The sequence below is a fragment of the Sphingopyxis panaciterrae genome, from assembly GCF_011762125.1.
In the GTDB taxonomy this organism is placed as follows: Bacteria; Pseudomonadota; Alphaproteobacteria; order Sphingomonadales; family Sphingomonadaceae; genus Sphingopyxis; species Sphingopyxis panaciterrae.
Genome location: NZ_JAASQN010000001.1, coordinates 283,646 through 304,750 on the forward strand (window position 1 = coordinate 283,646; position 21,105 = coordinate 304,750).

The 21,105-nt window shown below is 65.3% G+C and carries 18 protein-coding genes; 5 read left to right on the plus strand and 13 right to left on the minus strand.

What is annotated here, in order from left to right; all coding sequences use genetic code 11:
- Window positions 1–29: 29 nt before the first annotated feature.
- Complete coding sequence (locus FHR22_RS01305) at window positions 30–3,446, plus strand: efflux RND transporter permease subunit (protein WP_166938132.1); 3,417 nt, start codon at window positions 30–32, stop codon at window positions 3,444–3,446.
- Between the two features lie 90 nt (window positions 3,447–3,536).
- The gene (locus FHR22_RS01310) at window positions 3,537–4,835 is read left to right on the plus strand and encodes a DUF445 domain-containing protein (protein WP_425057403.1); all 1,299 of its coding nucleotides are present in this window, start codon (window positions 3,537–3,539) and stop codon (window positions 4,833–4,835) included.
- Window positions 4,836–4,938: 103 nt separating this feature from the next.
- Here the strand turns inward: FHR22_RS01310 and FHR22_RS01315 are convergent, their stop codons facing one another.
- Complete coding sequence (locus tag FHR22_RS01315; RefSeq protein ID WP_166938134.1) at window positions 4,939–5,730, minus strand: Rossmann-fold NAD(P)-binding domain-containing protein; 792 nt, start codon at window positions 5,728–5,730, stop codon at window positions 4,939–4,941.
- 169 nt (window positions 5,731–5,899) lie between these two features.
- Here FHR22_RS01315 and pepN point away from each other — a divergent pair, with 169 nt between their 5' ends.
- On the plus strand, window positions 5,900–8,491 hold the full coding sequence (pepN, locus tag FHR22_RS01320; protein WP_166938136.1) for an aminopeptidase N: 2,592 nt from the start codon (window positions 5,900–5,902) through the stop codon (window positions 8,489–8,491).
- A 17-nt stretch (window positions 8,492–8,508) separates the two neighbouring features.
- Here pepN and FHR22_RS01325 read toward each other — a convergent pair whose 3' ends face one another.
- Window positions 8,509–8,871 (minus strand): nuclear transport factor 2 family protein, encoded by a 363-nt coding sequence (locus tag FHR22_RS01325; RefSeq protein ID WP_166938138.1) that lies wholly within the window; start codon window positions 8,869–8,871, stop codon window positions 8,509–8,511.
- Window positions 8,868–9,908, minus strand: coding sequence for a Glu/Leu/Phe/Val family dehydrogenase (locus FHR22_RS01330; protein WP_166938140.1), 1,041 nt, complete (start codon window positions 9,906–9,908; stop codon window positions 8,868–8,870). Before FHR22_RS01330 ends, FHR22_RS01325 begins: the two co-directional genes overlap by 4 nt.
- Before the next feature lie 118 nt (window positions 9,909–10,026).
- Between FHR22_RS01330 and FHR22_RS01335 the strand changes: the two genes are divergently transcribed.
- Window positions 10,027–10,497 carry an Lrp/AsnC family transcriptional regulator gene (locus tag FHR22_RS01335; protein WP_166938142.1) on the plus strand — a complete coding sequence of 157 codons (471 nt, stop codon included), beginning with the start codon at window positions 10,027–10,029 and terminating at the stop codon, window positions 10,495–10,497.
- Between the two features lies 1 nt (window position 10,498).
- Here the strand turns inward: FHR22_RS01335 and FHR22_RS01340 are convergent, their stop codons facing one another.
- Genes FHR22_RS01340 through FHR22_RS01355 form a run of 4 tightly spaced genes read right to left on the minus strand, consistent with a single transcriptional unit; the run spans window position 10,499 to window position 14,044 of the window.
- Window positions 10,499–11,107, minus strand: a complete 609-nt coding sequence (locus tag FHR22_RS01340) for an ABC-type transport auxiliary lipoprotein family protein (protein ID WP_243853408.1) — start codon at window positions 11,105–11,107, stop codon at window positions 10,499–10,501.
- A gap of 11 nt (window positions 11,108–11,118) precedes the next feature.
- Window positions 11,119–12,060 carry an MlaD family protein gene (locus FHR22_RS01345; RefSeq protein WP_166938146.1) on the minus strand — a complete coding sequence of 314 codons (942 nt, stop codon included), beginning with the start codon at window positions 12,058–12,060 and terminating at the stop codon, window positions 11,119–11,121.
- The gene (locus FHR22_RS01350) at window positions 12,060–12,938 is read right to left on the minus strand and encodes an ABC transporter ATP-binding protein (protein ID WP_166938148.1); all 879 of its coding nucleotides are present in this window, start codon (window positions 12,936–12,938) and stop codon (window positions 12,060–12,062) included. Before FHR22_RS01350 ends, FHR22_RS01345 begins: the two co-directional genes overlap by 1 nt.
- Window positions 12,938–14,044, minus strand: coding sequence for an ABC transporter permease (locus tag FHR22_RS01355; protein WP_166938150.1), 1,107 nt, complete (start codon window positions 14,042–14,044; stop codon window positions 12,938–12,940). The genes FHR22_RS01350 and FHR22_RS01355 overlap by 1 nt, the downstream gene beginning before the upstream one ends.
- 161 nt (window positions 14,045–14,205) lie before the next feature.
- Here FHR22_RS01355 and FHR22_RS01360 point away from each other — a divergent pair, with 161 nt between their 5' ends.
- The gene (locus tag FHR22_RS01360) at window positions 14,206–14,865 is read left to right on the plus strand and encodes an HAD family hydrolase (protein WP_166940622.1); all 660 of its coding nucleotides are present in this window, start codon (window positions 14,206–14,208) and stop codon (window positions 14,863–14,865) included.
- A gap of 208 nt (window positions 14,866–15,073) precedes the next feature.
- Here the strand turns inward: FHR22_RS01360 and FHR22_RS01365 are convergent, their stop codons facing one another.
- The 6 genes from FHR22_RS01365 to lgt form a co-directional block, all read right to left on the minus strand.
- Window positions 15,074–16,366, minus strand: a complete 1,293-nt coding sequence (locus tag FHR22_RS01365; RefSeq protein WP_208417438.1) for a cystathionine gamma-synthase family protein — start codon at window positions 16,364–16,366, stop codon at window positions 15,074–15,076.
- 68 nt (window positions 16,367–16,434) lie between these two features.
- On the minus strand, window positions 16,435–17,718 hold the full coding sequence (locus FHR22_RS01370) for an MFS transporter (RefSeq protein ID WP_166938152.1): 1,284 nt from the start codon (window positions 17,716–17,718) through the stop codon (window positions 16,435–16,437).
- Between the two features lie 109 nt (window positions 17,719–17,827).
- Window positions 17,828–18,589, minus strand: coding sequence for a peptidoglycan editing factor PgeF (gene pgeF, locus FHR22_RS01375; protein ID WP_166938154.1), 762 nt, complete (start codon window positions 18,587–18,589; stop codon window positions 17,828–17,830).
- Window positions 18,586–19,104 (minus strand): GNAT family N-acetyltransferase, encoded by a 519-nt coding sequence (locus FHR22_RS01380; RefSeq protein ID WP_166938156.1) that lies wholly within the window; start codon window positions 19,102–19,104, stop codon window positions 18,586–18,588. The genes pgeF and FHR22_RS01380 overlap by 4 nt, the downstream gene beginning before the upstream one ends.
- On the minus strand, window positions 19,101–20,138 hold the full coding sequence (locus FHR22_RS01385; RefSeq protein WP_166938158.1) for a class I SAM-dependent methyltransferase: 1,038 nt from the start codon (window positions 20,136–20,138) through the stop codon (window positions 19,101–19,103). The genes FHR22_RS01380 and FHR22_RS01385 overlap by 4 nt, the downstream gene beginning before the upstream one ends.
- Window positions 20,139–20,163: 25 nt before the next feature.
- Window positions 20,164–21,039 carry a prolipoprotein diacylglyceryl transferase gene (lgt, locus tag FHR22_RS01390; RefSeq protein WP_166938161.1) on the minus strand — a complete coding sequence of 292 codons (876 nt, stop codon included), beginning with the start codon at window positions 21,037–21,039 and terminating at the stop codon, window positions 20,164–20,166.
- Window positions 21,040–21,105: the final 66 nt, after the last annotated feature.

Sequence of the window (21,105 nt, forward strand, 5' to 3'; positions counted from 1 at the left end):
CGGATGGCGCGCACAAGGGCGTTTATATCATGAGCTTTCGTAACATTTCTGCTTGGTGCATCCGCAATCCGGTGCCGCCGATCGTCATGTTCGTGCTGTTGCTGCTCGCGGGAATCGTCAGCTTCAACCGGATGGACGTGAACGATCAGCCCGATGTCGAATTTCCGCTGGTGCAGGTCATGGTTGCCCAGCCGGGCGCGGCGCCGACCGAGCTGGAAACGCAAGTCACGCAGCGCGTCGAGGCGGCGGTCCGCGGCGTCAGCGGCGTCGATGAAATGTCGTCCTATGTTGGCGAGGGCAGCAGCTCGACGATGATCCAGTTCGCGATCGGGACGCCGATCGATCGCGCCTATAACGACGTCAATCAGGCGGTGCAGCAGATCCGCAGCGATCTTCCCGAAGGCATTCTCGAACCGCAGGTCGTGCGGGTCGATGCCGCGGGCGGGCCGATCACCTATTTTGCGGTCGAAACGACCGACATGACGCTCGAGCAGCTGTCGTGGTTCGTCGATAATACGGTCGCCAAGGATCTCCTCTCGATCCCCGGCATGGCGAAGGTCAGCCGTTCGGGCGGCGTCAACCGCGAAATCCGCGTCATACTCGATCCCGCGCGCATGCAAAGCTATGGCCTGACCGCGAGCCAGGTAAACCAGGAACTGCGCCAGGTGAATGTCAACGCGGCGGGCGGCCGCACCGAGATCGCGGGCGCCGAACAGGCGGTCCGCGTGCTCGGCAATGCCGCCAGCGCGTTCCAGCTCGGCGAAACGCGCATCTCGATCGGCAATGGCCGGACGATTCGCCTGTCCGATGTCGCGAAGGTGACCGACGGCTACGCCGAACAGCGCAATCTCGCGAAAATCGGCGGGCGGCAGGTGCTGTCTTTCGCGATCGAAAAGGCCAAGGGTTCGTCCGACGTCACGATCCACGACGAGACGATGAAGAAACTCGCCGAAATCAAGAAGGCGAATCCGAAGGTCAGCTTCAGGATCCTCTTCACGCGCACCGATTATACCAAGGAACAATATCGCACCTCGATGGCCGCGATGATCGAGGGCGCGGTACTCGCCGTCGTCGTCGTCTTCCTCTTCCTGCGCGACTGGCGCGCAACCCTGATCAGCGCGCTCGCGATCCCGCTCTCGGCGATCCCGACCTTCTGGTTCATGGACATGATGGGCTTTTCGCTGAACAGCCTGTCGCTGCTCGCATTGAGCCTGGTCGCGGGCGTGCTCGTCGATGACGCGATCGTCGAGATCGAGAATATCGTCCGGCACATGCGCATGGGCAAGACCGCCTATCAGGCGTCGATCGACGCCGCCGACGAGATCGGTCTGGCGGTCGTCGCCACTACGATGTCGATCGTTGCGGTCTTCCTGCCCGTTGCGCTGATGCCCGGCGTGTCGGGGCAGTTCTTCATCCAGTTCGGGATGACCGTCGTCTTTGCGGTGCTCGTCAGCTTGGCCGTCGCGCGCATGATCACCCCGATGATCGCCGCCTATTTCCTGTCGTCGCACGGCGAACAGGATCATGCGTCGGGTCCGTGGGTCGATCGCTACGAACGGATTTTGGGTTGGACGCTCGATCACTCCAAGCACCGGGCGGTGCGGGCGCGTTATCCCGAGGCGCCGACGCGGCTGATGTTCCTGATCGTGCCGCTGGTCTTCGCCGCGGTGGTCGCGCTTGCCGTGATCGCGCTTTATTTCCGGCCGGTTCCCGTCGGGCAGAATGCGCCCAATCCGGCGCTGCACTTCCTGCTGCTCACGCCGGTGGCAACCGCCGTGACTTTCCTGATCGTGTCGCTGTTCCAGATTGCCCTCGGCGCGCTGGCTTATGCGATGGGTGTACGCGCGCCCGCCTTCACCCAGTGGACGGCGTTCATGGCCCGCCGCGCCTGGGCGCGGCTGTTCGACCATCGCGCGTGGATTGTGGGTATCGGCGTCGTTGCTTTCCTGAGCAGCATCGCGCTCGGCTGGTACCTGCCGAAACAGTTTCAGCCGACGATCAACAGCGATTACAGCCAGGTCAAATATGAACTGCCGCCCGGCACCACGCTGGCGCAGAGCGAGCATATCTCCGACCAGATCAATACCATTCTCGCCGCCGACAAGAATGTCGACAACGCCTTCTACGACGTGAACGTTGCCGGCGGCAGCGTGTACATCACGCTGAAGAAGAAACGCGATATGTCGAGCGTCGAATGGGAACGCGCATTGCAGCCGCGCATGGCGGCGATCCCCGATGCGCGCGTGACGTTCCAGAGCCAGTCGAACGGCTTTTCGGGGCGCGATATCACGATGGTAATCGGCGGTGACGATCCCGTCGCGCTCGAACAGCATGCGAACAGGATCGTACGCGAAATGGCCGGGGTGAAGGAAATCCGCTCGCCCCGCATCGAGGGTGACATACCGCGCCCCGAGATCATCGTGACCCCGCGGCTCGACCTCGCGGCCGACCTTGGCGTGACGACGGCGGCGCTCAGCCAGACGATCCGCATCGCGACGCTGGGCGATATCGACCAGAATGCGGCGAAATTCTCGCTGACCGACCGCCAGATTCCGATCCGGGTGCTATTGTCCGAAGATTCGCGCCGCAGCCTCGCGACGATCGAGAATCTGCCGGTGCCGACGTCGCGCGGGGCCACCGTGCCGCTGAAGTCGGTCGCCGAAATCGGCTTTGGCGCCGGTCCGACCGAACTTCGCCGTTACAACCAGACGCGCCGCGTCGTGATCGGGGCCGATCTGGCACCGGGGCTGGTGACGGGCGATGCGCAGCAAAAGATCGACGCCTTGCCCGCGGTCAAGACCATGCCGCAGGGGGTGCGGAAGATCATCCAGGGCGAAGCCAAATGGCAGGCCGAGATGATGATGAATTTCGGGATCGCCGTGCTCGCGGGCCTGCTGCTCGTCTTTGCAACGCTGGTGCTGCTGTACCGCCGCTTCCTGTCGCCGCTGGTCAACATGTCGTCGCTGCTGCTCGCGCCCCTGGGCGGCCTGCTTGGCCTGTGGGTCGCAGGGATGGATATCACCATGCCGGTCTATATCGGCCTGCTGATGCTGCTCGGCATCGTCGCCAAAAACTCGATCCTGCTCGTCGATTTCGCGATCGAGGAAATGGATCATGGGGTCGCCAAGGGCGAAGCGTTGCTCGACGCTGGCCGCAAGCGCGCGCAGCCGATCATCATGACCACGGTCGCGATGGTCGCGGGCATGGTCCCGACCGCGCTCTCGCTGTCGGGCGACGGCGCGTGGCGCGCGCCGATGGGCGTCGTCGTGATCGGCGGCCTGATCCTGTCGACGTTGCTGACGCTGCTGATCGTACCCGCGGGCTTCAGCCTTGCCGACAGCATCGAAAAACGGCTTGGCCGCTTCTTCTCGAAGAACCTGCTGACCTACCAGCCCGGCGACGATACCAGGCCGCACGCGGCCCCCGCGCCGCATCCAGCCGAATGACGCGGCGCGGCGTCAGGCCGCGCCGCGCTGAATGATCAGGCGCGGCATCCTACCGCGCCGGTTGCAACCTTTGCGCCAAGCCGCCATTTGATGGTCATGACGGAAAGCGTTTCTTCCGAAACCGATAGCGGCCACGCCCACCCCAGACCGGTGGGCGTTGCGGTTCCGACGGGCGGACTCAATATCCGCGTCGTCGCGACGGGAATGCTCGTCCTGATGGCGCTCGTCTTCGTCGGCGCCAGATATTATCAGGACGTCCATCCGGCGATCGGTTTCATCCGCGCCTTTGCCGAGGCGGCGATGGTCGGTGGACTCGCCGACTGGTTCGCGGTCACCGCGCTGTTTCGCCACCCGATGGGGCTGCCGATACCGCACACCGCCATTGTGCCGCGCAACAAGAACCGCATCGGCGACACGCTCGCGCGATTTCTGCTCACCAATTTCCTGCTGCCGCGGCTGATCGCGCGCAAGATGCAGACGGTCGACGTCGCGGGCGCGGTCGGCAAATTCCTGTCCGAGCCGGGCGAGGGCGGCGGGCGGCTGCGCCTCGGCGCCTCGCGGATCATCGCCGACGGGCTCGGCGCGCTCGACCAGCAACGGCTTGGCGGCATGGTCAAATCGGCGATTGCCGACCGCTTGCGCGAACTCGACGTCGCGCCCTTGCTCGGGCAGGCCCTGCAAGCCGCGCTCGCCGATGGGCGGCACCAGCCGCTCTTGGATGCGATGGTCAAATGGGGATCGAAGACGCTCGAACTCAACGAGAATCTGATCCACCAGATGGTCCACGACAATTCGAACGCGATCGTGCGTTTCACCGGGCTCGATGAAAGCATCTCGAACCGCATCGTCGCCGGGCTGTCGAAATTGCTCAGCGAAATGGCGGTTGACGAAACGCACCCGCTGCGTATCCGCGTCGAGGAAGGGCTCGCCAAGATGGCGCTCGACCTGCAGCATGATCCCGAGGTGAAGGCAAAGGTCGCAAAGGTTCGCGACGAATTGCTCGAAAACAAGGCCGTGAAGCGCTGGCTCGACGGATTGTGGGAGCAGGGCCGCACCGCGCTCCTCAAGGCGGCGCGCAACCCCGACACGATGCTGGCGGGCCGCATCGGCGAACTCGTCACCCAGTTCGGCGCAATGCTGGGCGAGGATGCGCATATCAAGCGCACGCTCAACCGCTACGCGCGCCGCGCGGTCGTCGGCGTCGTCGACAGCTATGGCGAGACGGCGCTTAAGCTGGTTTCGGACACGATTCGCGGCTGGGATGCGAAGACGATCACCGACCGGCTGGAAAACGCGGTGGGGGATGACCTCCAATATATCCGCATCAACGGGACGCTCGTCGGCGGTCTCGTCGGGGTGCTGATCCACACGGTCGATATGCTGATCTGAACAAAACTCCGTCATTGCGAGGAGCGAAGCGACGCGGCAATCCAGAGCATGCGTAAACCGCTCCGGATTGCTTCGCTCCGCTCGCAATGACCGAGCTCTAGGCTTAACGGCAGCCGGCCAGCCCCTCGCGAAACGCCGGATAGCGCGGCGTCCAGCCGAGCAGGCGTTTCGCCTTGCCGTTCGCGACGCGGCGGTTTTCGGCATAGAAGGCGCGCGCCGCGGGTGAGAGGCCCGCTTCGTCCAGCGTCTGGAGCGGCGGCAGCGGCGCGCCGAGCATCGCGTAGCCCCATTCGACCAGCTTGTTCTGATGACAAGGTTCGTCGTCGGCGAGATTATAGACGCCGGCCGGGCCGCGGAACGACGCCGTCACGCCGCCGGCGATGTCATCGACATGGATGCGGCTGAACACCTGGCCGGGCAGGTCGATCCGGTGCGCGCGGCCTTCGCTGATACGATCGAGGATCGAACGGCGGGGGCCGTAGATGCCGGGCAGGCGGAAGACGCGGACATCGCTGCGCAGCACCTGCCACGCGGCGTCGGCGGCGTTGCGGTCGGGACGGCGGCCAGCGACCGGTGCGCTTTCGTCGACCCATGCGCCCGCCGTATCGCCATAGACGCCGGTCGAGGAGAGATAGCCGAGCCAGCACGCCGGGGAGAGGGCGATCGCTTCGCCATAGCGCGCCAGGACGGGATCGCCGCCATCGACCGGCGGCACCGACGACAGGATATGCGTCGCGTCGCGGAGCGCGATCAGCACCGCGGTCTCGTCGGCGAAGGCGATGCTGTCGCCGCGTCCGTCACGCGTCGTACCGATCACCTCCCATCCCCGCGCGCCGAGGCGGCTCGCAAGATGGCTTGCCGCATAGCCCATTCCGAAAATCAGCATCCGTGTCATCGCCGCCCTTATTGCGTGCGAGGCAGCGCAAGCCTAGGAGAATGAGCAATCATTTTTCCGTTTGTGCTGAGCTTGTCGAAGCACCGTATTTCCTTCGGCGCCGCAGAAGAAAAGACGGTCCTTCGACAAGCTCAGGGCGAACGCTTCTTACCTAAGGCTCTATCGACGCATGACCGACGTCTCTTCCACACCCGTTCCTCCCGTCACCATCCATCGCGGCGACTATCGCGCCCCCGAATGGCAGATCCCCGATATCGCGCTGGATTTTGCGCTGGGGATCGACGCGACGCGGGTCGTGGCGGCGCTGTCGGTCGTCCGCCAGGCCGATGCGCCCGCGCCGCTGCTGCTGCGCGGCGACGGGCTGTCCCTGGCCGAGGTGCGCGTCGACGGTGCGGTGTGGAACGACTGGCGGATGGAAGGCAGCGACCTGATCGTCGATCTCGGCGATCGCCGCGCCGCGACGGTCGAGGTCGATACCGTTGTCGATCCGGCATCGAACACCCAGCTGTCGGGGCTCTATGCATCGGGCGGGCTGCTCTGCACCCAGTGCGAGGCCGAGGGGTTCCGCCGCATCACCTTCCACCCCGACCGGCCCGATGTGCTGAGCCGCTACAAGGTGCGGATGACGGGTGACAAGGCGAAATTCCCGATCCTGCTGTCGAACGGAAATTGCGTCGAACAGGGCGAAGAGGGTGGCGACCATTGGGCACTATGGGAAGATCCGTGGCCCAAGCCCTCCTATCTCTTCGCACTCGTTGCGGGCGATCTGGTCGTCAATCGGGACAGCTTCACGACGATGTCGGGGCGCGAGGTCGAACTTGGCATCTGGGTGCGCGGCGGCGATCAGGACCGCACCGGCCATGCGATGCAGGCGCTGAAGGACAGCATGGCGTGGGACGAGCGCGTCTATGGCCGCGAATATGACCTCGACCTGTTCAACATCGTCGCGGTCAGCGATTTCAACATGGGGGCGATGGAGAACAAGGGGCTCAACATCTTCAACACCCGCTACATCCTCGCCGATCCCGACACCGCGACCGACGTTGATTATGACGGGGTCGAAGGTGTCGTCGCGCACGAATATTTCCACAATTGGTCGGGCAATCGCGTCACTTGCCGCGACTGGTTCCAGCTCAGTCTGAAGGAAGGCTTCACCGTCTTTCGCGACCAGAGCTTTTCGGCCGACATGGGGTCGCCGCCGGTCAAGCGGATCGAAGATGTCCGGCTGCTTCGCGCCGCGCAATTTCCCGAGGATGCGGGGCCGCTCGCGCACCCGATCCGCCCCGACAGCTATCAGGAAATCTCCAACTTCTATACCGCGACCATCTATAACAAGGGCGCCGAGATCATCCGCATGATGGCGACGATGGTCGGGCCGGACCGTTTTCGCAAAGGCACCGATCTCTATTTCGACCGCCACGACGGCGAAGCGGCGACCTGCGAGGATTTCGTGCGGGCGATCGAGGATGGCGCGGGCATCGACCTGACGCAGTTCCGCCGCTGGTATGAGCAGGCGGGGACGCCGCGTCTGTCGCTGGCGCTGGTGCAGGATGGCGGCGACTGGTCGCTCGACATCGCGCAAACGGTGCCGCCGACCCCCGGCCAGCCCGAGAAGGCGCCGATGATGATGCCGCTGCGCCTCGCGGCCTTTGCGATGGACGGTAGCGGCGACGCGCTTCCCGACACGCTGGTGACGCTGACCGGCGCGGCGCAGCGCGTGCCGCTCGGCCGCTTCGCTTCGCGCCCCGCCTTGTCAATCAATCGCGGCTTTTCGGCCCCGGTGATCGTCGATTTCGAGCGTGCGCCGGGCGAACTGGCCTGGCTTGCCGCGCATGATGACGATCCGTTCGCGCGCTATGAGGCGCTCCAGCAGCTGATGCTCGATACGCTGGTCAGCGCGGTGTCGGGTGAAAAGGGCGACGTACAGGCGGTCGTCGACGCGGTGGCGCAGACGCTTGCCGGTGCCGCCACGGATCCGGCCTTTGTCGCCGAAGCGGTGCTGCTGCCCAGCGAAGCCTTCATCGGCGACCAGATGGTGACGGTCGATCCCGACGCCATCCGCCGCGAACGGCTCGCGCTGCAGGCCGCGATCGGCACCGCGCTCGAACGCGAATGGCGCGGCGTCCTTGCCGGTGCGCCGCCCCCCGCGACCGATCTGTCGCGCGCGGCGAAGGGTGGCCGCCGCCTGCGCGGCGTCGCGCTCGCCTATCTTGCGGCAACGGCAAAGGGCGATGTTCCGGCGCTGGCGTTCGCCATCTTCTCCGCCGCCGACGGGATGACCGAACGGCAGGCGGCGCTCGCGACGCTGGCGCATGGCGACAGCGACGAACGGGCCCACGCCCTCGATATCTTCTACCAGCGTTATCGCGACAATCCGCTCGTGCTCGACAAATGGTTCCAGGTGCAGGCCTGGTCGATGCGCGCCGACACCGTCGATGCGGTGCGCGATCTGGCGCAGCATCCCGATTTCACGCTGGCGAACCCCAATCGCGCGCGTTCGCTTTACGGCGCCTTCACCGGCAATCAGGCGGCGTTCCACCGCGCCGATGGAGCTGGATACAAGCTCCTCGCCGACCTCGTCATCGCGCTCGACCCGCGCAATCCGCAAACCGCGGCCAAGATGATCCCGCCGCTCGGCCGCTGGCGGCGTTTCGACGAGGGACGCGCCGCGCTGATGCGGACGGAACTGGAACGGATCCTCGCGCAGCCGGGGCTGTCGCGCGACGTTACCGAACAGGCGTCGAAAAGCCTGTCGGGATAAGGGTCAGCGACCGGCGGTCATTGCCGCACATATTCGCTGCCGCGCGCCAGAAAGGTGCGGCGAAGATGGATGCGGCCGCCGGTGCCGAATTGCCAGACGTCGGCGAATCCGACGGTGCGCGCGTCACCAGCGGCGCCGGTGCCGTCGAAATGCCCGATGGCGACCACCAGTTCGCCGTCGTCGCTGCTCAGCATTTGCTCGATATGGTGAACCCCGCGGATCCGCCGTTCCTCGCAAAAGAAGCGCGCGATTTCGGGACGGCCCGTATAGACGGCCTCGGCGCGCTCATAGACCGCATCGTCGTCGAACAGGTCGACGACCCAATCGGTGTCGCAGCGGTCGATTCGGGTATAATATTCGCGGATCAGCAACGCGGTCACCGCTGCCCTCCCGCAGCATGGATGCGATCTTCGGCAAGGGCGTTCGCAACGGAGCCCATGCCCGATGCCGTCCGCTCGGCGGTTTCGAAAATCTCGCGGAATGTGTCGGCAAGTCCTTCGATATGCTCGCGCAGCCGGGCCGGCGACCATGTCGAACGCTGATAGTGGAGATTGACGATGCCGCCCGCATTGGCGAGGAAGTCGGGGCAATAGACGATCCCCGCCGCGCGCAGCCGCAGGTCGTCTTCGGGGGTGGCGAGCTGGTTGTTGGCGCCGCCGACCACGACTTTCGCGGTCAGTTCGGCGATGCTGCGTTCATTAAGGATCGCCCCCAGGGCGTTGGGCGAGAAAATATCGGCGTCGATGCGGTGGATATCGTCGATGCCGCACCATGTGGCGCCCGTCGTTGCCGCAACGCCGCGCGCCCGTTCTTCGTCCGCATCGGCGACCCAGAGCTGCGCGCCGGCATCGGCGAGCAGCCGGGTCAGGCGGCCGCCGACATTGCCGACGCCCTGCACCGCGACGCGGCAACCCTCCAGCGCCGGACGGCCAAGGCCAAGCTCGGCGGCGGCGCGCATGCAGGCGAAGACGCCATCGGCGGTTGACTGCGACGCGTTTCCGGCCTCGGGCAGCGTTCCCGCGGCAAAGCGCGTCCGCGTTCCGATCGTCCGCACATCGTCCAGCGAAGAACCTGAATCGAACGAGGTGATATAGGCGCCGCCGAGGCTTTCGACGAAGTCGCCCATCGCTTCGAGGAGGGCGGGGGTCTTGCCGGTGCGCGGGTCGGCGATGATCACCGCCTTGCCGCCGCCATAGGGAATGTCGGCGATCGCGCATTTATACGTCATGCCCCGCGACAGCCGCAGGACATCGGTCAGCGCGGCGTCCAGCGTCGGATAGGGGCTGATCCGGCAGCCGCCGATCGCCGGCCCGCGGCTGTCGTCATGGACGGCGATGATTGCCGACAGGCCCGAGGCCTGATCGTGGCGGGCGGTCACCAGCCGGTGCCCGTCGAACGAGGCGTGGTCTTGAAACATCGGCTTCTCCTGCGCGCAAATTTTCGCTAAAGAAGCGGGTAATTTCATTCAGAATATTTGCAGATATACGCTTTTTCGGGTAATTTTATCTGACGAATTTGGACAAGAGAAGAAGTTCATGACCCTTGATGCTACCGATCGCCGAATCATTTCGCTGCTGCAGGAGGACGGCAGCCTGTCGATTGCCGAGCTGGCCGACCGGCTGGGGATGACGCCCCCGCCGTGCTGGCGCCGCGTCAAGGCGCTGAAGGAGCAGGGCGTCCTCAAGCGCCAGGTCTGGGACGTCGATCCCGCGGCGCTCGGCCTGACCATCGAGATTTTCGCGACGGTCAAACTGGTCGCGCACGACCCGTCGGCAACCTCGGCGTTCCGGCAAAAGGTACAGGAAATTCCCGAGATCCTCGAATGCTATATCCTGCTCGGCGGCATCGACGTGCTGCTCAAGGTCATCGTCCCGAACATCGGCTATTATGAGACCTTCTTCTACGAAACGCTCTCGCAACTCCCCGCGGTGGGGGAGGTCACGTCAAGCGTCGTCATGAGCGAGGTCAAGCGGACGTCGAGCCTGCCGCTGGGCCATGCCGGATGATCTAGTTCCCCAGCCAGCCCGCGACGTCGACCGCGACCTTGTTCGCTGCCGCCGTCAGTGCTTCGCCGACCGGCTTCGCCTCGACCTTGCCGCTGATCGCCTCGCGTGCTTCGAAGCGGCGCTGGGTGACGCTTTTGCCGCCCGCATTGACGAGCATCGCCTGATAGACGACGACCGCTTCCTTGGTCGCGGCATCGACGCCGAATTCCATGAGTTGCCCGGCAAGCTGATCGCCCGGCGCGGTCAGATATTGCCCTTCGTCGAGCACGACGCGCGAGGTGCGCGCGGCGACGGTTTCGGAAATCAGGCGCTGGAACAGGCGCGGCGGCGCTTCGACCCACTGCGCGTCCTTCACATAAGCGACGCTGGCATTGTCCTGCTGCACCGGAATGCGCACCGTGCGCAGTTTCTGCGGCGCAGTGGGGATCAGGATGGTCAGCGTCGCGGCTTCGCCCGCCGTTCGCGCCGCGCCCGCCGGGGGCGATGCCTCGGCATCGAGGGTGAGCAGGAACGGCGGCGGCTTCGCGCCGAAGCTGACGCAGGCCGACAGGCTGGCGGCGCCGAACGCGATCAGCAGCGGGGCGCGGAAGCGGCGGACAAGGCTGGGCATGGCGTCGGTCCTCATGGTTTATAGTCGGGCAGCTTGCTGCCGCCGATGACCGCGCCCGCACCCTGCTGGTCAAGCTTGTCGGTCAGGCTGGACAGCGTGGTCGAGGTGCGGCGAAGATCGCGGATCAGCGCATTGGCTTCGGGAACGGTCGTTTCGCTGAAGGTCTGGAGCCCCGGGCGCGCATCGGCGATCGCCGCTTCCAACGTCGACATCGACGCGCTCGCCGATTTCAGCGTGTCGCGCAGATTGGCCATCGCCGGGTCGACGTTGCGGTCGATCGTGCCCTGCGCCGAAGCGGCGAGATTGCCGATCTGTTCGGCGGCATTGCCCGTCTGCTGGATCGCGATCCGCGTGTCGGCGAGCGCCTTTTCGATCGCCGGACCATTGCGCGCGAGGATTGCGGTCGACTGTTCGACATTCCTCAGGATGCCGGCGAAGCTTTCCTGATTCTTGTCGTCGGCCAGCTCGGCGAGCCGTTCGGACAGCGTCGTCAGCCGTTGCAGCAGCTGCGGCGCGGTGTTGAGCAATTCGCCGAGGCCGCCGACACGCGTCGGGATCACCGGCTTGCCCGCCGGGCCCTTGTCGGCGATTGCCGGCGCGCCCTTGACCGCGCCGTCGAGCGAGATTTGCGACACGCCGGTAAAACCGACGCCCTCGAGCGCCGCGGTCGTGCCCTGGAGCACCGGAACGCCCTCATTGACCTCGATACGAACGCGGACGAACTGCGGATCGTCGGGCCACAGCGCGATTTCGCGGACCTGCCCCGCCGGGACGCCCGAAAATTGGACGGCAGCGCCCTTGTTCAACCCGTCGACCGATTGTTTGAAGAAAATATCATATTCGCGCTTGTCGCCGCCGCTGTCGTTGGCGAGCCAGACGATGAAAAAGGCGAGCGCCGCCGTGAACAGAAGGACGAAGGCGCCGACGAGGACGTTGTTCGAGCGTGTTTCCATCAGCTTTTCCTATCGCCGCCCAACACGGCTGGCTTTGCGGTTTGGTTCCCGCCCGCGGCGGCCCGGCCGCGCGGCCCGTTGAAATAATCCTGTATCCACGGATGCTCGGTGGCAAGCAGTTCCGGGATCGTCCCGACCGCGATCACCTTCTTTTCCGCCAGCACCGCGACCCGGTCGCAGGTGGCATAGAGGGTGTCGAGGTCGTGGGTGATGAGGAAGACGGTGAGACCCATGGTGTCGGCGAGTTCGCGGATCAGCTGGTCGAACTTGGCGGCGCCGATCGGGTCGAGCCCGGCGGTCGGCTCGTCGAGAAAGAGCAGGGCGGGGTCGAGCGCCAGCGCGCGCGCCAGCCCGGCGCGCTTGACCATCCCGCCCGACAGTTCGGCGGGATATTTGGGACCCGCATCGGGGGGCAGGCCGACCATCTGAACCTTATAAGCGGCGATTTCGTCGAGCAATTTCTGATCGAGGCGCGGATAATATTCGCGCAAGGGGACCTGGATATTCTCGGCGACGCTCAGCGTCGAGAAGAGCGCGCCGCCCTGGAACATCACGCCCCAGCGGCGGCGCAGGTCGCGCGATTCTTCTTCGTTGGCGATCGTATCGAGCGTTTTGCCATAAACCTCGATCTCGCCGGCCGCCGGCGTCTGGAGCCCGACGATCGAGCGCATCAGCACCGATTTGCCGGTGCCCGATCCGCCGACGACGCCCAGAATTTCGCCCGATCGCACGTCGAGGTCGAGGTGGTCGTGGATCACCGCGTCGCCGAATTTGTTGACGAGACCGCGGATGCAGATCGCCCGATCGAATTTTTCGGGGCGCACCGCATCGGCGGCGGCCAGTTCCTCGGCGATCTCTTCCTTTATCTCGTCGCTCATCAATTCCATCCGATCGAGGAGAAGAAGACGGCGAAAAAGGCGTCGAGGACGATGACGAGGAAAATCGCCGCGACCACGGCGGACGTCGTGCGCTGCCCGACTTCCTCGGCATTCTGGCGAACCTGCATGCCCTCATAACAGCCGGTGACGCCGATCAGCAGTCCGAACACCGGCGCCTTGATCAGCATTGCCCAGAAATCGGTCATCGGGATGATGTCGCGCAGCAACTGGATATAGGTGAGCGGAGGAATATCCAGCCCGACCCAGCAAAACACCCCGCCGCCGATGATCGCGCAGATGCTGGCGTAAAAGCCGAGCAGCGGCATCAGGATGGTGGCGGCGGCGACGCGCGGCAGCACGATCGCTTCCATCGGCGAGACGCCGATGGTGCGCATCGCGTCGATTTCCTCGGTCAATTTCATCGTGCCGATCTGCGCGGCGAATGCCGATCCCGACCGGCCGGCGACCATGATCGCGGTCATCAGCAAGCCAAGCTCGCGAATCGAAGCGCGGCCGACGAGATTGATCGTGAACACCTCGAGCCCGAACTGGCGGAGCTGGACGGCGCCCTGCTGCGCGATGACAATCCCGATCAGGAAGGTCATCAGCCCGATGATCGGCAGCGCATCGACCCCGACGGTCTGGAATCGCGTGACGATCGCGTTCCAGCGCAGCCGTCGCCGGGCGCGAATCTGGGTACCCAGCGCGATGATCATCGCACCGAAAAAACCGACGATGCCCAGCAGTTCGTGCCACACCGCGATGCTTGCCGTGCCGACCTGTTCGAGCATGCGCACCCAGGCCGGACGGCGGTCGCGATGGACGCGATATTCGCTCTTGTCGTCGGCGAGCGCCTCGAGCAGCCGCTGCGCCTCCTCGCTTGCCCCGGTAATTTTCGCGCCATGGGCGTTCACGGTGCGGGTGACGATCCACGCCCCGACGGTGTCGATGCGGTCGATTCCCGACAGGTCGAGTGTCGCGATCGGGCCGAGCGCGTCGAGCCGGGCGGGCAGGTCGTTCAGGCGCGCGAGCGTCAGCCGGCCCGAAAAGCGCACATCGGCGCCATCGGCGCCATCGTCATAATCAAAATCAGCCTTGGCCACCATCTTGCGGGCGACCCTGTATTATTTGCCCTATGACGGCAAGCAAATCCCGCCCCTTGGCCGCGGCGCGGGCAACGACTATGGCCAGCCGGATGGAAGCTCCGCCGCCCGTATCCCCGCTCGTGCCCGCGCCCGACTATGCCCACCGCGTCGCGATGTACGACATGGACCGCACGATCACGCGGTCGGGCACCTACAGCGGCTTTCTGATGCATGTGGCGCGGCGGCGCCAGCAATGGCGGCTGCTGTTGTTACCGCTCGTCGGCATCGCGGGTCTGGCCTATGCGGCGCGCCTGATCGATCGATCGCAGCTCAAGGCGATCAACCTTCGCCTGCTCGTCGGGAAGCGCTTCAGCCGGTCGGAGATCGCGCCGCTCGCCGAAAGCTACGCCGATCAGGTCATTGCGCGCGGGCTGCACTCCGCCGCGCTCGAACAGATCGCGGCCGACCGCGAAGCGGGTTATCGTCTGCTCCTCGCGACCGCTTCCTTCCATCTTTATGTCGATGCGATCGCACAGCGGCTGGGCATCGACGACGTGCTCGCGACGCGGCTCGACGAACCCGACGACGCCGGTCATATCCACGCCCGGCTGGCGGGCGACAATTGCTATGGCGAGGCGAAGTTCGCGCGCATTGCGGACTGGCTGACGGCGAATGCGATCACGCGCGACGCCGCGCATATCCGCGCCTATTCGGACCATGTGTCGGACCACCCGATGCTGCATTTCGCCGACGAGGCGGTCGCGACGACACCGTCGCGGCGGCTGAAACGGCTTGCGCCGCGCATGGGCTGGCAAGTGGTGGACTGGCGCGGGAAGAGATAGCGGGCAGGGGCTGACGCGGATGGCGGCTTCGGGGTACACGAGAGGGAGCTAACGGCCGCTTCCTCCCCTTTTTCGTCATCCCGGGCTTGACCCGGGATCCCGCTTTTTTGGGGTACCAGCAGTTTTCGAGGTCAAGCGGGACCCCGGATCAAGTCCGGGGTGACGATAGATGAAACGGCAGCAACCAGCCCTTCGCGCAAGGATGCCGTCAGACGGCGTCCAGCGCCTGCGCGAAATCGGTGATCAGGTCGTCGGCATTTTCAATGCCGATCGACACGCGCACCAGATTGTCGGTGATGCCCAGCGCCTTTTTGCGCTCGTCGGGGACCGACAGGTGCGTCATCGCGGCGGGGTGGCTCGCCAGCGTTTCGGTGCCGCCGAGGCTGACCGCGAGCTTGGCGATCTTCAGCGCGTCGAGAAAGCGGAAGCTCTCTTCTTCGCCGCCCTTGATGAACAGCGAAAAGGTCGATCCGGCGCCGGTGCAATGGCGGTCGAAAATATCCTTCTGCCGCGCATCGGTGATGAAGCCGAGATAGCCGAGGCCGTCGACCTTCGGATGATCGCGCAGGAAGGTGCAGACCTTCAGCGCATTCTCGCCCGCCCGGCTCATGCGCAGTTCGAGCGTTTCGAGGCTGCGCAGCAGCATCCACGACGTGTTGGGGTCGCAGATCGTGCCGATCGTGTTGCGCATCGGCCGGATTGCGTCGATCAGCCGCTGGTTGCCCGATACGCCGCCGGCGACGAGGTCCGAATGACCGCCGGCATATTTGGTGAGGCTGTAAACGACGAGTTCGGCGCCCTGGCGGAGCGGCTTCTGCCACAGCGGGCCGAGAAAGGTGTTGTCGATCGCGATTGCGGGCTTTTGTTCGCCGGTGAAAGCGGCGTCGCGGGCGGCCCGCACGGCTTCGACATCGACCAGCGCATTGGTCGGATTTGCCGGGCTTTCGAGATAGACGAGCGCGACCTTGCCGCCCTTTTCGTCGGCCAGCGTCTTGGCGCGGGCGAGGATGTCGTCAATTTCCGCGCGCGTCGCGCCCGCCGGGAAATCGAGGAAGCTGACCCCGAAGCGCGACAGGATGCGTGCGATCAGCGTCTCGGTCGCGGCATAGAGCGGGCCCGAATGGACGATCACATCGTTCTGGCTCGTGAGCGCGAGCAGCAAGGTCGCGATCGCCGACATGCCGCTCGAAAAGACGAGGCAGTCGTCGGCGCCGTCCCAGACCGCCAGCCGGTCCTCGAGGATTTCCTGATTCGGCCCGTTGAAGCGCGAATAGACGAGGCCGTCGGCCGGGCCTTCGCGCTTGCCGGTGATATGTTCGAAAAAACGCTTGCCCGCCGCGGCGCTCTTGAAGGCGAAGGTCGAGGTCAGGAAGATCGGGGGCTTGAGCGAGCCTTCGGAGAGCACCGGGTCGTAACCGAGGCCCATCATCAGCGTCGCCGGATCAAGCTCGCGATCGCCGATTTTCTTGCTGTTCGTCCTGGGTTTGCCGCGCATGGCCATGGGGGTGCTCCTGATGATCGAGAGTCCTTATAGCAATGCCGGTTTCGTTTGAAACGATGTTGCGCGGATCAATCCTCGACGATCAGGCTCCGCTCGCGCGTTTCGGGCAGCAGCAGCGTCGCGACGCCCGCCATCGCGATCACCGCCGCGACGTAGAAATAGAAGACGCGCTCGATCCCCGCATCCTTCAGGCCGAGCGCGACCATCTCGAGCGTTCCCGCAAAGATCGCGTTGCCGATCGCATAGGGCAGGGCGACGCCGAGCCCGCGGATGTGCGCGGGAAACAGTTCGGCCTTCACCAGCGCATTGTTCGCGCTATAGCCGCTCTGCAGCGTCAGCGGGATCATGATCAGCAGGGTTGCGACGATCGGCGACGTGACATGTTCCAGCGTCATGAAGGTTGGCACCGCGACGATCGCACCGCCGATCCCGAACAGCAGCAGCATCGGCTTGCGCCCGAATTTGTCGGCCAACGCGCCGAACACCGGCTGCATCGCGGTGAACCAGAGCAGCGCGGCGGCGATGATATAGGTTGCGGTCGCCTTGTCGAAGCCCACCGTGTTGAACAGATATTTCTGCATGTAACTGGTGTAGGTATAGGCGGCGAGCCCGCCGCCCGCCGACAGCATGCCGACGAGAATGCTTTCGCGGCGATGCTCCTGCCACAGCAGCTTCGCGGTCGATACCGGGCGGTCGACGGCCTGATTTTCGAACGACGGCGTTTCGGCGAGGTTGCGGCGCAGCAGATACACGCCGAGCGCGAGCAGCGCGCCGATGACGAAGGGAATGCGCCAGCCCCATGCGGTGAGTTCGGCCTCGGTCAGGAAGCCCTGCAGCACCACCGCGACAAAGATCGCGCAGAGCTGGCCGCCGCACAAAGTCATATATTGGAAGCTCGCCCAGAAACCGCGATGCTCGCGCGGCGCCATTTCGGACAGATAGGTCGCGCTGGCGCCATATTCGCCGCCGAGCGACAGGCCTTGCAGCATGCGCGCGAGCAGCAGGGTGCCGGGGCCAAGCAGTCCCGCGGTCGCATAGGTCGGCGCGACGGCGATCAGCATCGATCCGCTGAACATCAGCGCGACCGACAGCGTCAGCCCCGCCTTGCGCCCGCGCGTGTCGGCGAAACGCCCCATCACCCACGCGCCGATCGGCCGCATGACGAAGCCGACGGCAAAGATCGTCGCGGTGCTCAAAAGCTGCGCGGTCGGATCGGCCTTGGGAAAGAAGACCGGCGCGAAATAAATGGCAAAGGCCGCATAGGCGAACCAGTCATACCATTCGACAAGGTTGCCCGCCGACCCGCCGATAATCGACACCAGCCGCTTGCGCTGTATCGCCAAGGCCTTCATCCGCTGCTCTCCCCGCCCTGTTTCCTTTCGTCATCCGGACTTGACCCGGACCCCGGCTTTTGCGCAGCGGGACCCCGGATCAAATCCGGGGAGACGATGAACGATACGCCTATTTCAGCCCGATTACCGACAATTGACGGCCATAGCTGTTTTCATTTTTATAGCACGCCCGGCGATAACTGAAATATCGTCCGGCGTCGGCATAGGTGTCCTCTCCGCCGATGGCAATTCGGGTCACGCCGCTCGCGGCGAGGCGCGCGGCGACATAGGCGGCGATGTCGAACATCGCATGCCCGGCGCGCCCGGCGGCGAAGAAGCGTTCGTTGGCCGCGTCGTCGGACAGAAAGCGCCCGACGAACCCGTCATCGACTTCGTACGAGGCGCGGCCGATGCACGGGCCGATCGCGACCGCGATGCGCTCGCGCTGCGCGCCGAGGCTTTCCATCGCGTCGAGGGTCGCATCGGTGACCCCGGCAATCGCGCCTTTCCACCCCGCATGGGCGGCGCCGACGACGCCCGCTTCGCGGTCGGCGAACAGCACGGGGACACAGTCGGCGGTCAGGATGCCGAGCAGGATGCCGGGAAGACAGGTTGCCAGCGCATCGGCTTCGGGACGCGCCGACAGATCGCTGCTTGCGTCGACGGTGATGCAGCGATCGCCGTGAACCTGATAGAGGCCCGCCAGCGCCGCACCCGGTAGCACCGCTTCGGCAACCCGCCGCCGGTTTTCGGTAATCAGCGCCGGATCATCGCCCGAGCCGAGCCCGCAATTGAGCGACGCCAGTTCCCCCGTCGACACGCCGCCTTCGCGACCGAAGAAGCCGTGCGCAATGCCCGCGAGCGCGGCCGCGGTTTCGAACGGTGCGGTCACAGATCGAGCCTGAAGAAGCGATCCTCGTCGACATGGTTGCCGACGCGAAAGGCGTTGCGCCCGACATCGACAAAGCCATAGCGGCGATAAAAGGCCTGCGCCCGCGCATTTTCGGTGAACACCGACAGGTAGAGGATCGACGCGCGTGCGCGCGCCCAGCCGATGCCCCAGTCCATCAGCGCCGCCGCGAGGCCCGTGCCCCGCGCCGCTTCACCGACGTAGAGCTGGTGAAGCTCGGTCGCATCGTCGCCCGGCTGGCCTTCGGGCAGGTCGAAATCGAGCGGGCCCATCTTGATGAAACCCGCGATCGCGCCGCCCGCATCATGCGCGAGCGCGATGCCCCAGGCCGGATCGGCGATCTGCGCGCGCAATTTCTCCGGCGGGTTCCAGCCGGCGAGAAAGGCGGACAGGTCAGCGGGGTCATAGATATGCCCGAACGTATGCGTGAAGGTCTGGCTCGCGAACAGGGTCAGCTCGCCCACATCTTCGTCGCGGGCGAGGGTAATCATGGTCATGCAGCCTCTCCGTTCGCGCCAAAGCCTTCGGGATCGGGCCAATGCGGGGCGCAAGCCGCCATGACCTGGAACAATTCGCCCATCGCTTGCGTCTCGACCAGCCGGTCGCGCTGCGCCGCAAGCTCGCCGGCGCGTTCGGGTGCCGCTGCGGCAAGCGCTGCCACGCGCGCGTCGATACCCAGCCGCCGCAGCCAGTCGCCCTGACCGGCGGGCCCCGCGATGCGGACGCCCGCGCGCGCAGCGGCATCGGTGAGGGCGGTGAAATCGACATGCGCGGTCAGGTCGACCTCGCCGGGATCGGCAAAGGGATCGGCGAAGCGATGGGCCTTCACCGCCTGCAACGTGTCGCCTGCGGCCGGGCCGCGATAGCCGTAATCGATCGCCAGCATCGCACCGCCCTGACGCGCGATGCGGAAGGCGCAGCTTTGCATGATCGCCGCGGCGACGGGGGCGGTCTCAACGATCGTTCCCTCGCCGTGCTGACGCAGCGCCGACGGTATGGCGTCGTCGGCGGGCACATCGCCCGGCGCCGGCACCAGATGGCCCTGGCGGCGCTCGATGTGGCGTTCGCGCCAGCCAGCGGCGGTCCGCACATATTGATGGATCGGCAGCGCGTCGAAAAATTCGTTCGCGACGATGATCAGCGGCAGATCGCCCGGCAGCGCCGCGACCTCGTCATGGTGAACCGCGCCGGGCACGCGCGCCGACTGGGCGGCGCGCAGCACCGGGCTCGTCTCGACCAGATGAACGCCCTGCGGCACGCAGCCGAAACGCGCCATCGCGCGCAGCGCGTCGGCGGCGAGCGTGCCGCGCCCGGGCCCAAGTTCGGCATAGCGAAAGCCGGGGCGGCCGGCGCGCATCCACAGGTCGGCGATCCAGATGCCGGCGAGTTCACCGAACATCTGGCTGATTTCGGGCGCCGTGGTGAAATCGCCGTCGGCGCCCAGCGGGTCGCGCGTCGCATAATAATGGCCGTTGGCGGCCGCCATATAATCGGCCACCGTCATCGCCCGCGCCGCCGCAATCTGGAGCATCAGGTCCGCGGGGCTCGGCCGTCCGTCACGCAATGCTGTCGGGTCCCGCGATCGGTTCGATGCGCTGGCGGCGGCCCTTCGCGGTGGCGATGAGCCAGATGCCCGCGACGAGCATCGGGATGGTCAGCGTCTGACCCATCGTCAGCCCCCATGACAATGTGCCGAGCTGGACGTCGGGTTCGCGCACGAACTCGACCGCAAAGCGGCTGAGGCCATAAAGGATCGCGGCGAGGCCGAACAGGAAACCGGGCTTGTAGCGCGCATCGGTGCGCCAGAAACAAAAGGCGAGGATCGCGAACATCAATATGCCTTCCAGCCCGGCTTCGTAAAGCTGGCTCGGATGGCGGGGGGCCATCGTGCCGCTGTCCGGAAAGATGATCGCCCACGGCACCGTCGTCGCGCGGCCCCACAGTTCGCCGTTCACGAAATTGGCGAGGCGGCCGAAAAAGAGGCCGAACGGAACGACGCAGGCGATATAGTCGCAAAAGCGCAGAAAGCTCAGCTTTTCCTTGCGCGTCACATACCAGATCGCGGTGAGCACGCCGATGACGCCGCCGTGCAGCGACATGCCGCCGTCCCACAATTTGAAGATCGCGACCGGGTCTTTCAGATAGGAGCCGAGGTTATAGAAAAGCACATAGCCAAGCCGGCCGCCAAGGATGATGCCGAGCATCGCATAAAAGATCATGTCGTCGGCGTGGCGCCGCGCCATCGGCGCGCCGGGCTGCGCGATCAGCTTGAGCAGATACCAGTAACCGACGAAAATGCCCGCCAGATAGGCGAGGGCATACCAGCGGATGGGAAGGCCGAAGACGCTGAACGCGATCTCGCTGTTCGGGCCCATCAGCTGATTAAAGTTAAGATATTGCGTTGCTTCGGTTAAGGTTGCAAAAAGAAACATAAAGTCTCGGATCCTTCCCCAGGAGAGGCCTTCCCCATAGGGGGTAAGGCGAGCGAGACCAAGAGG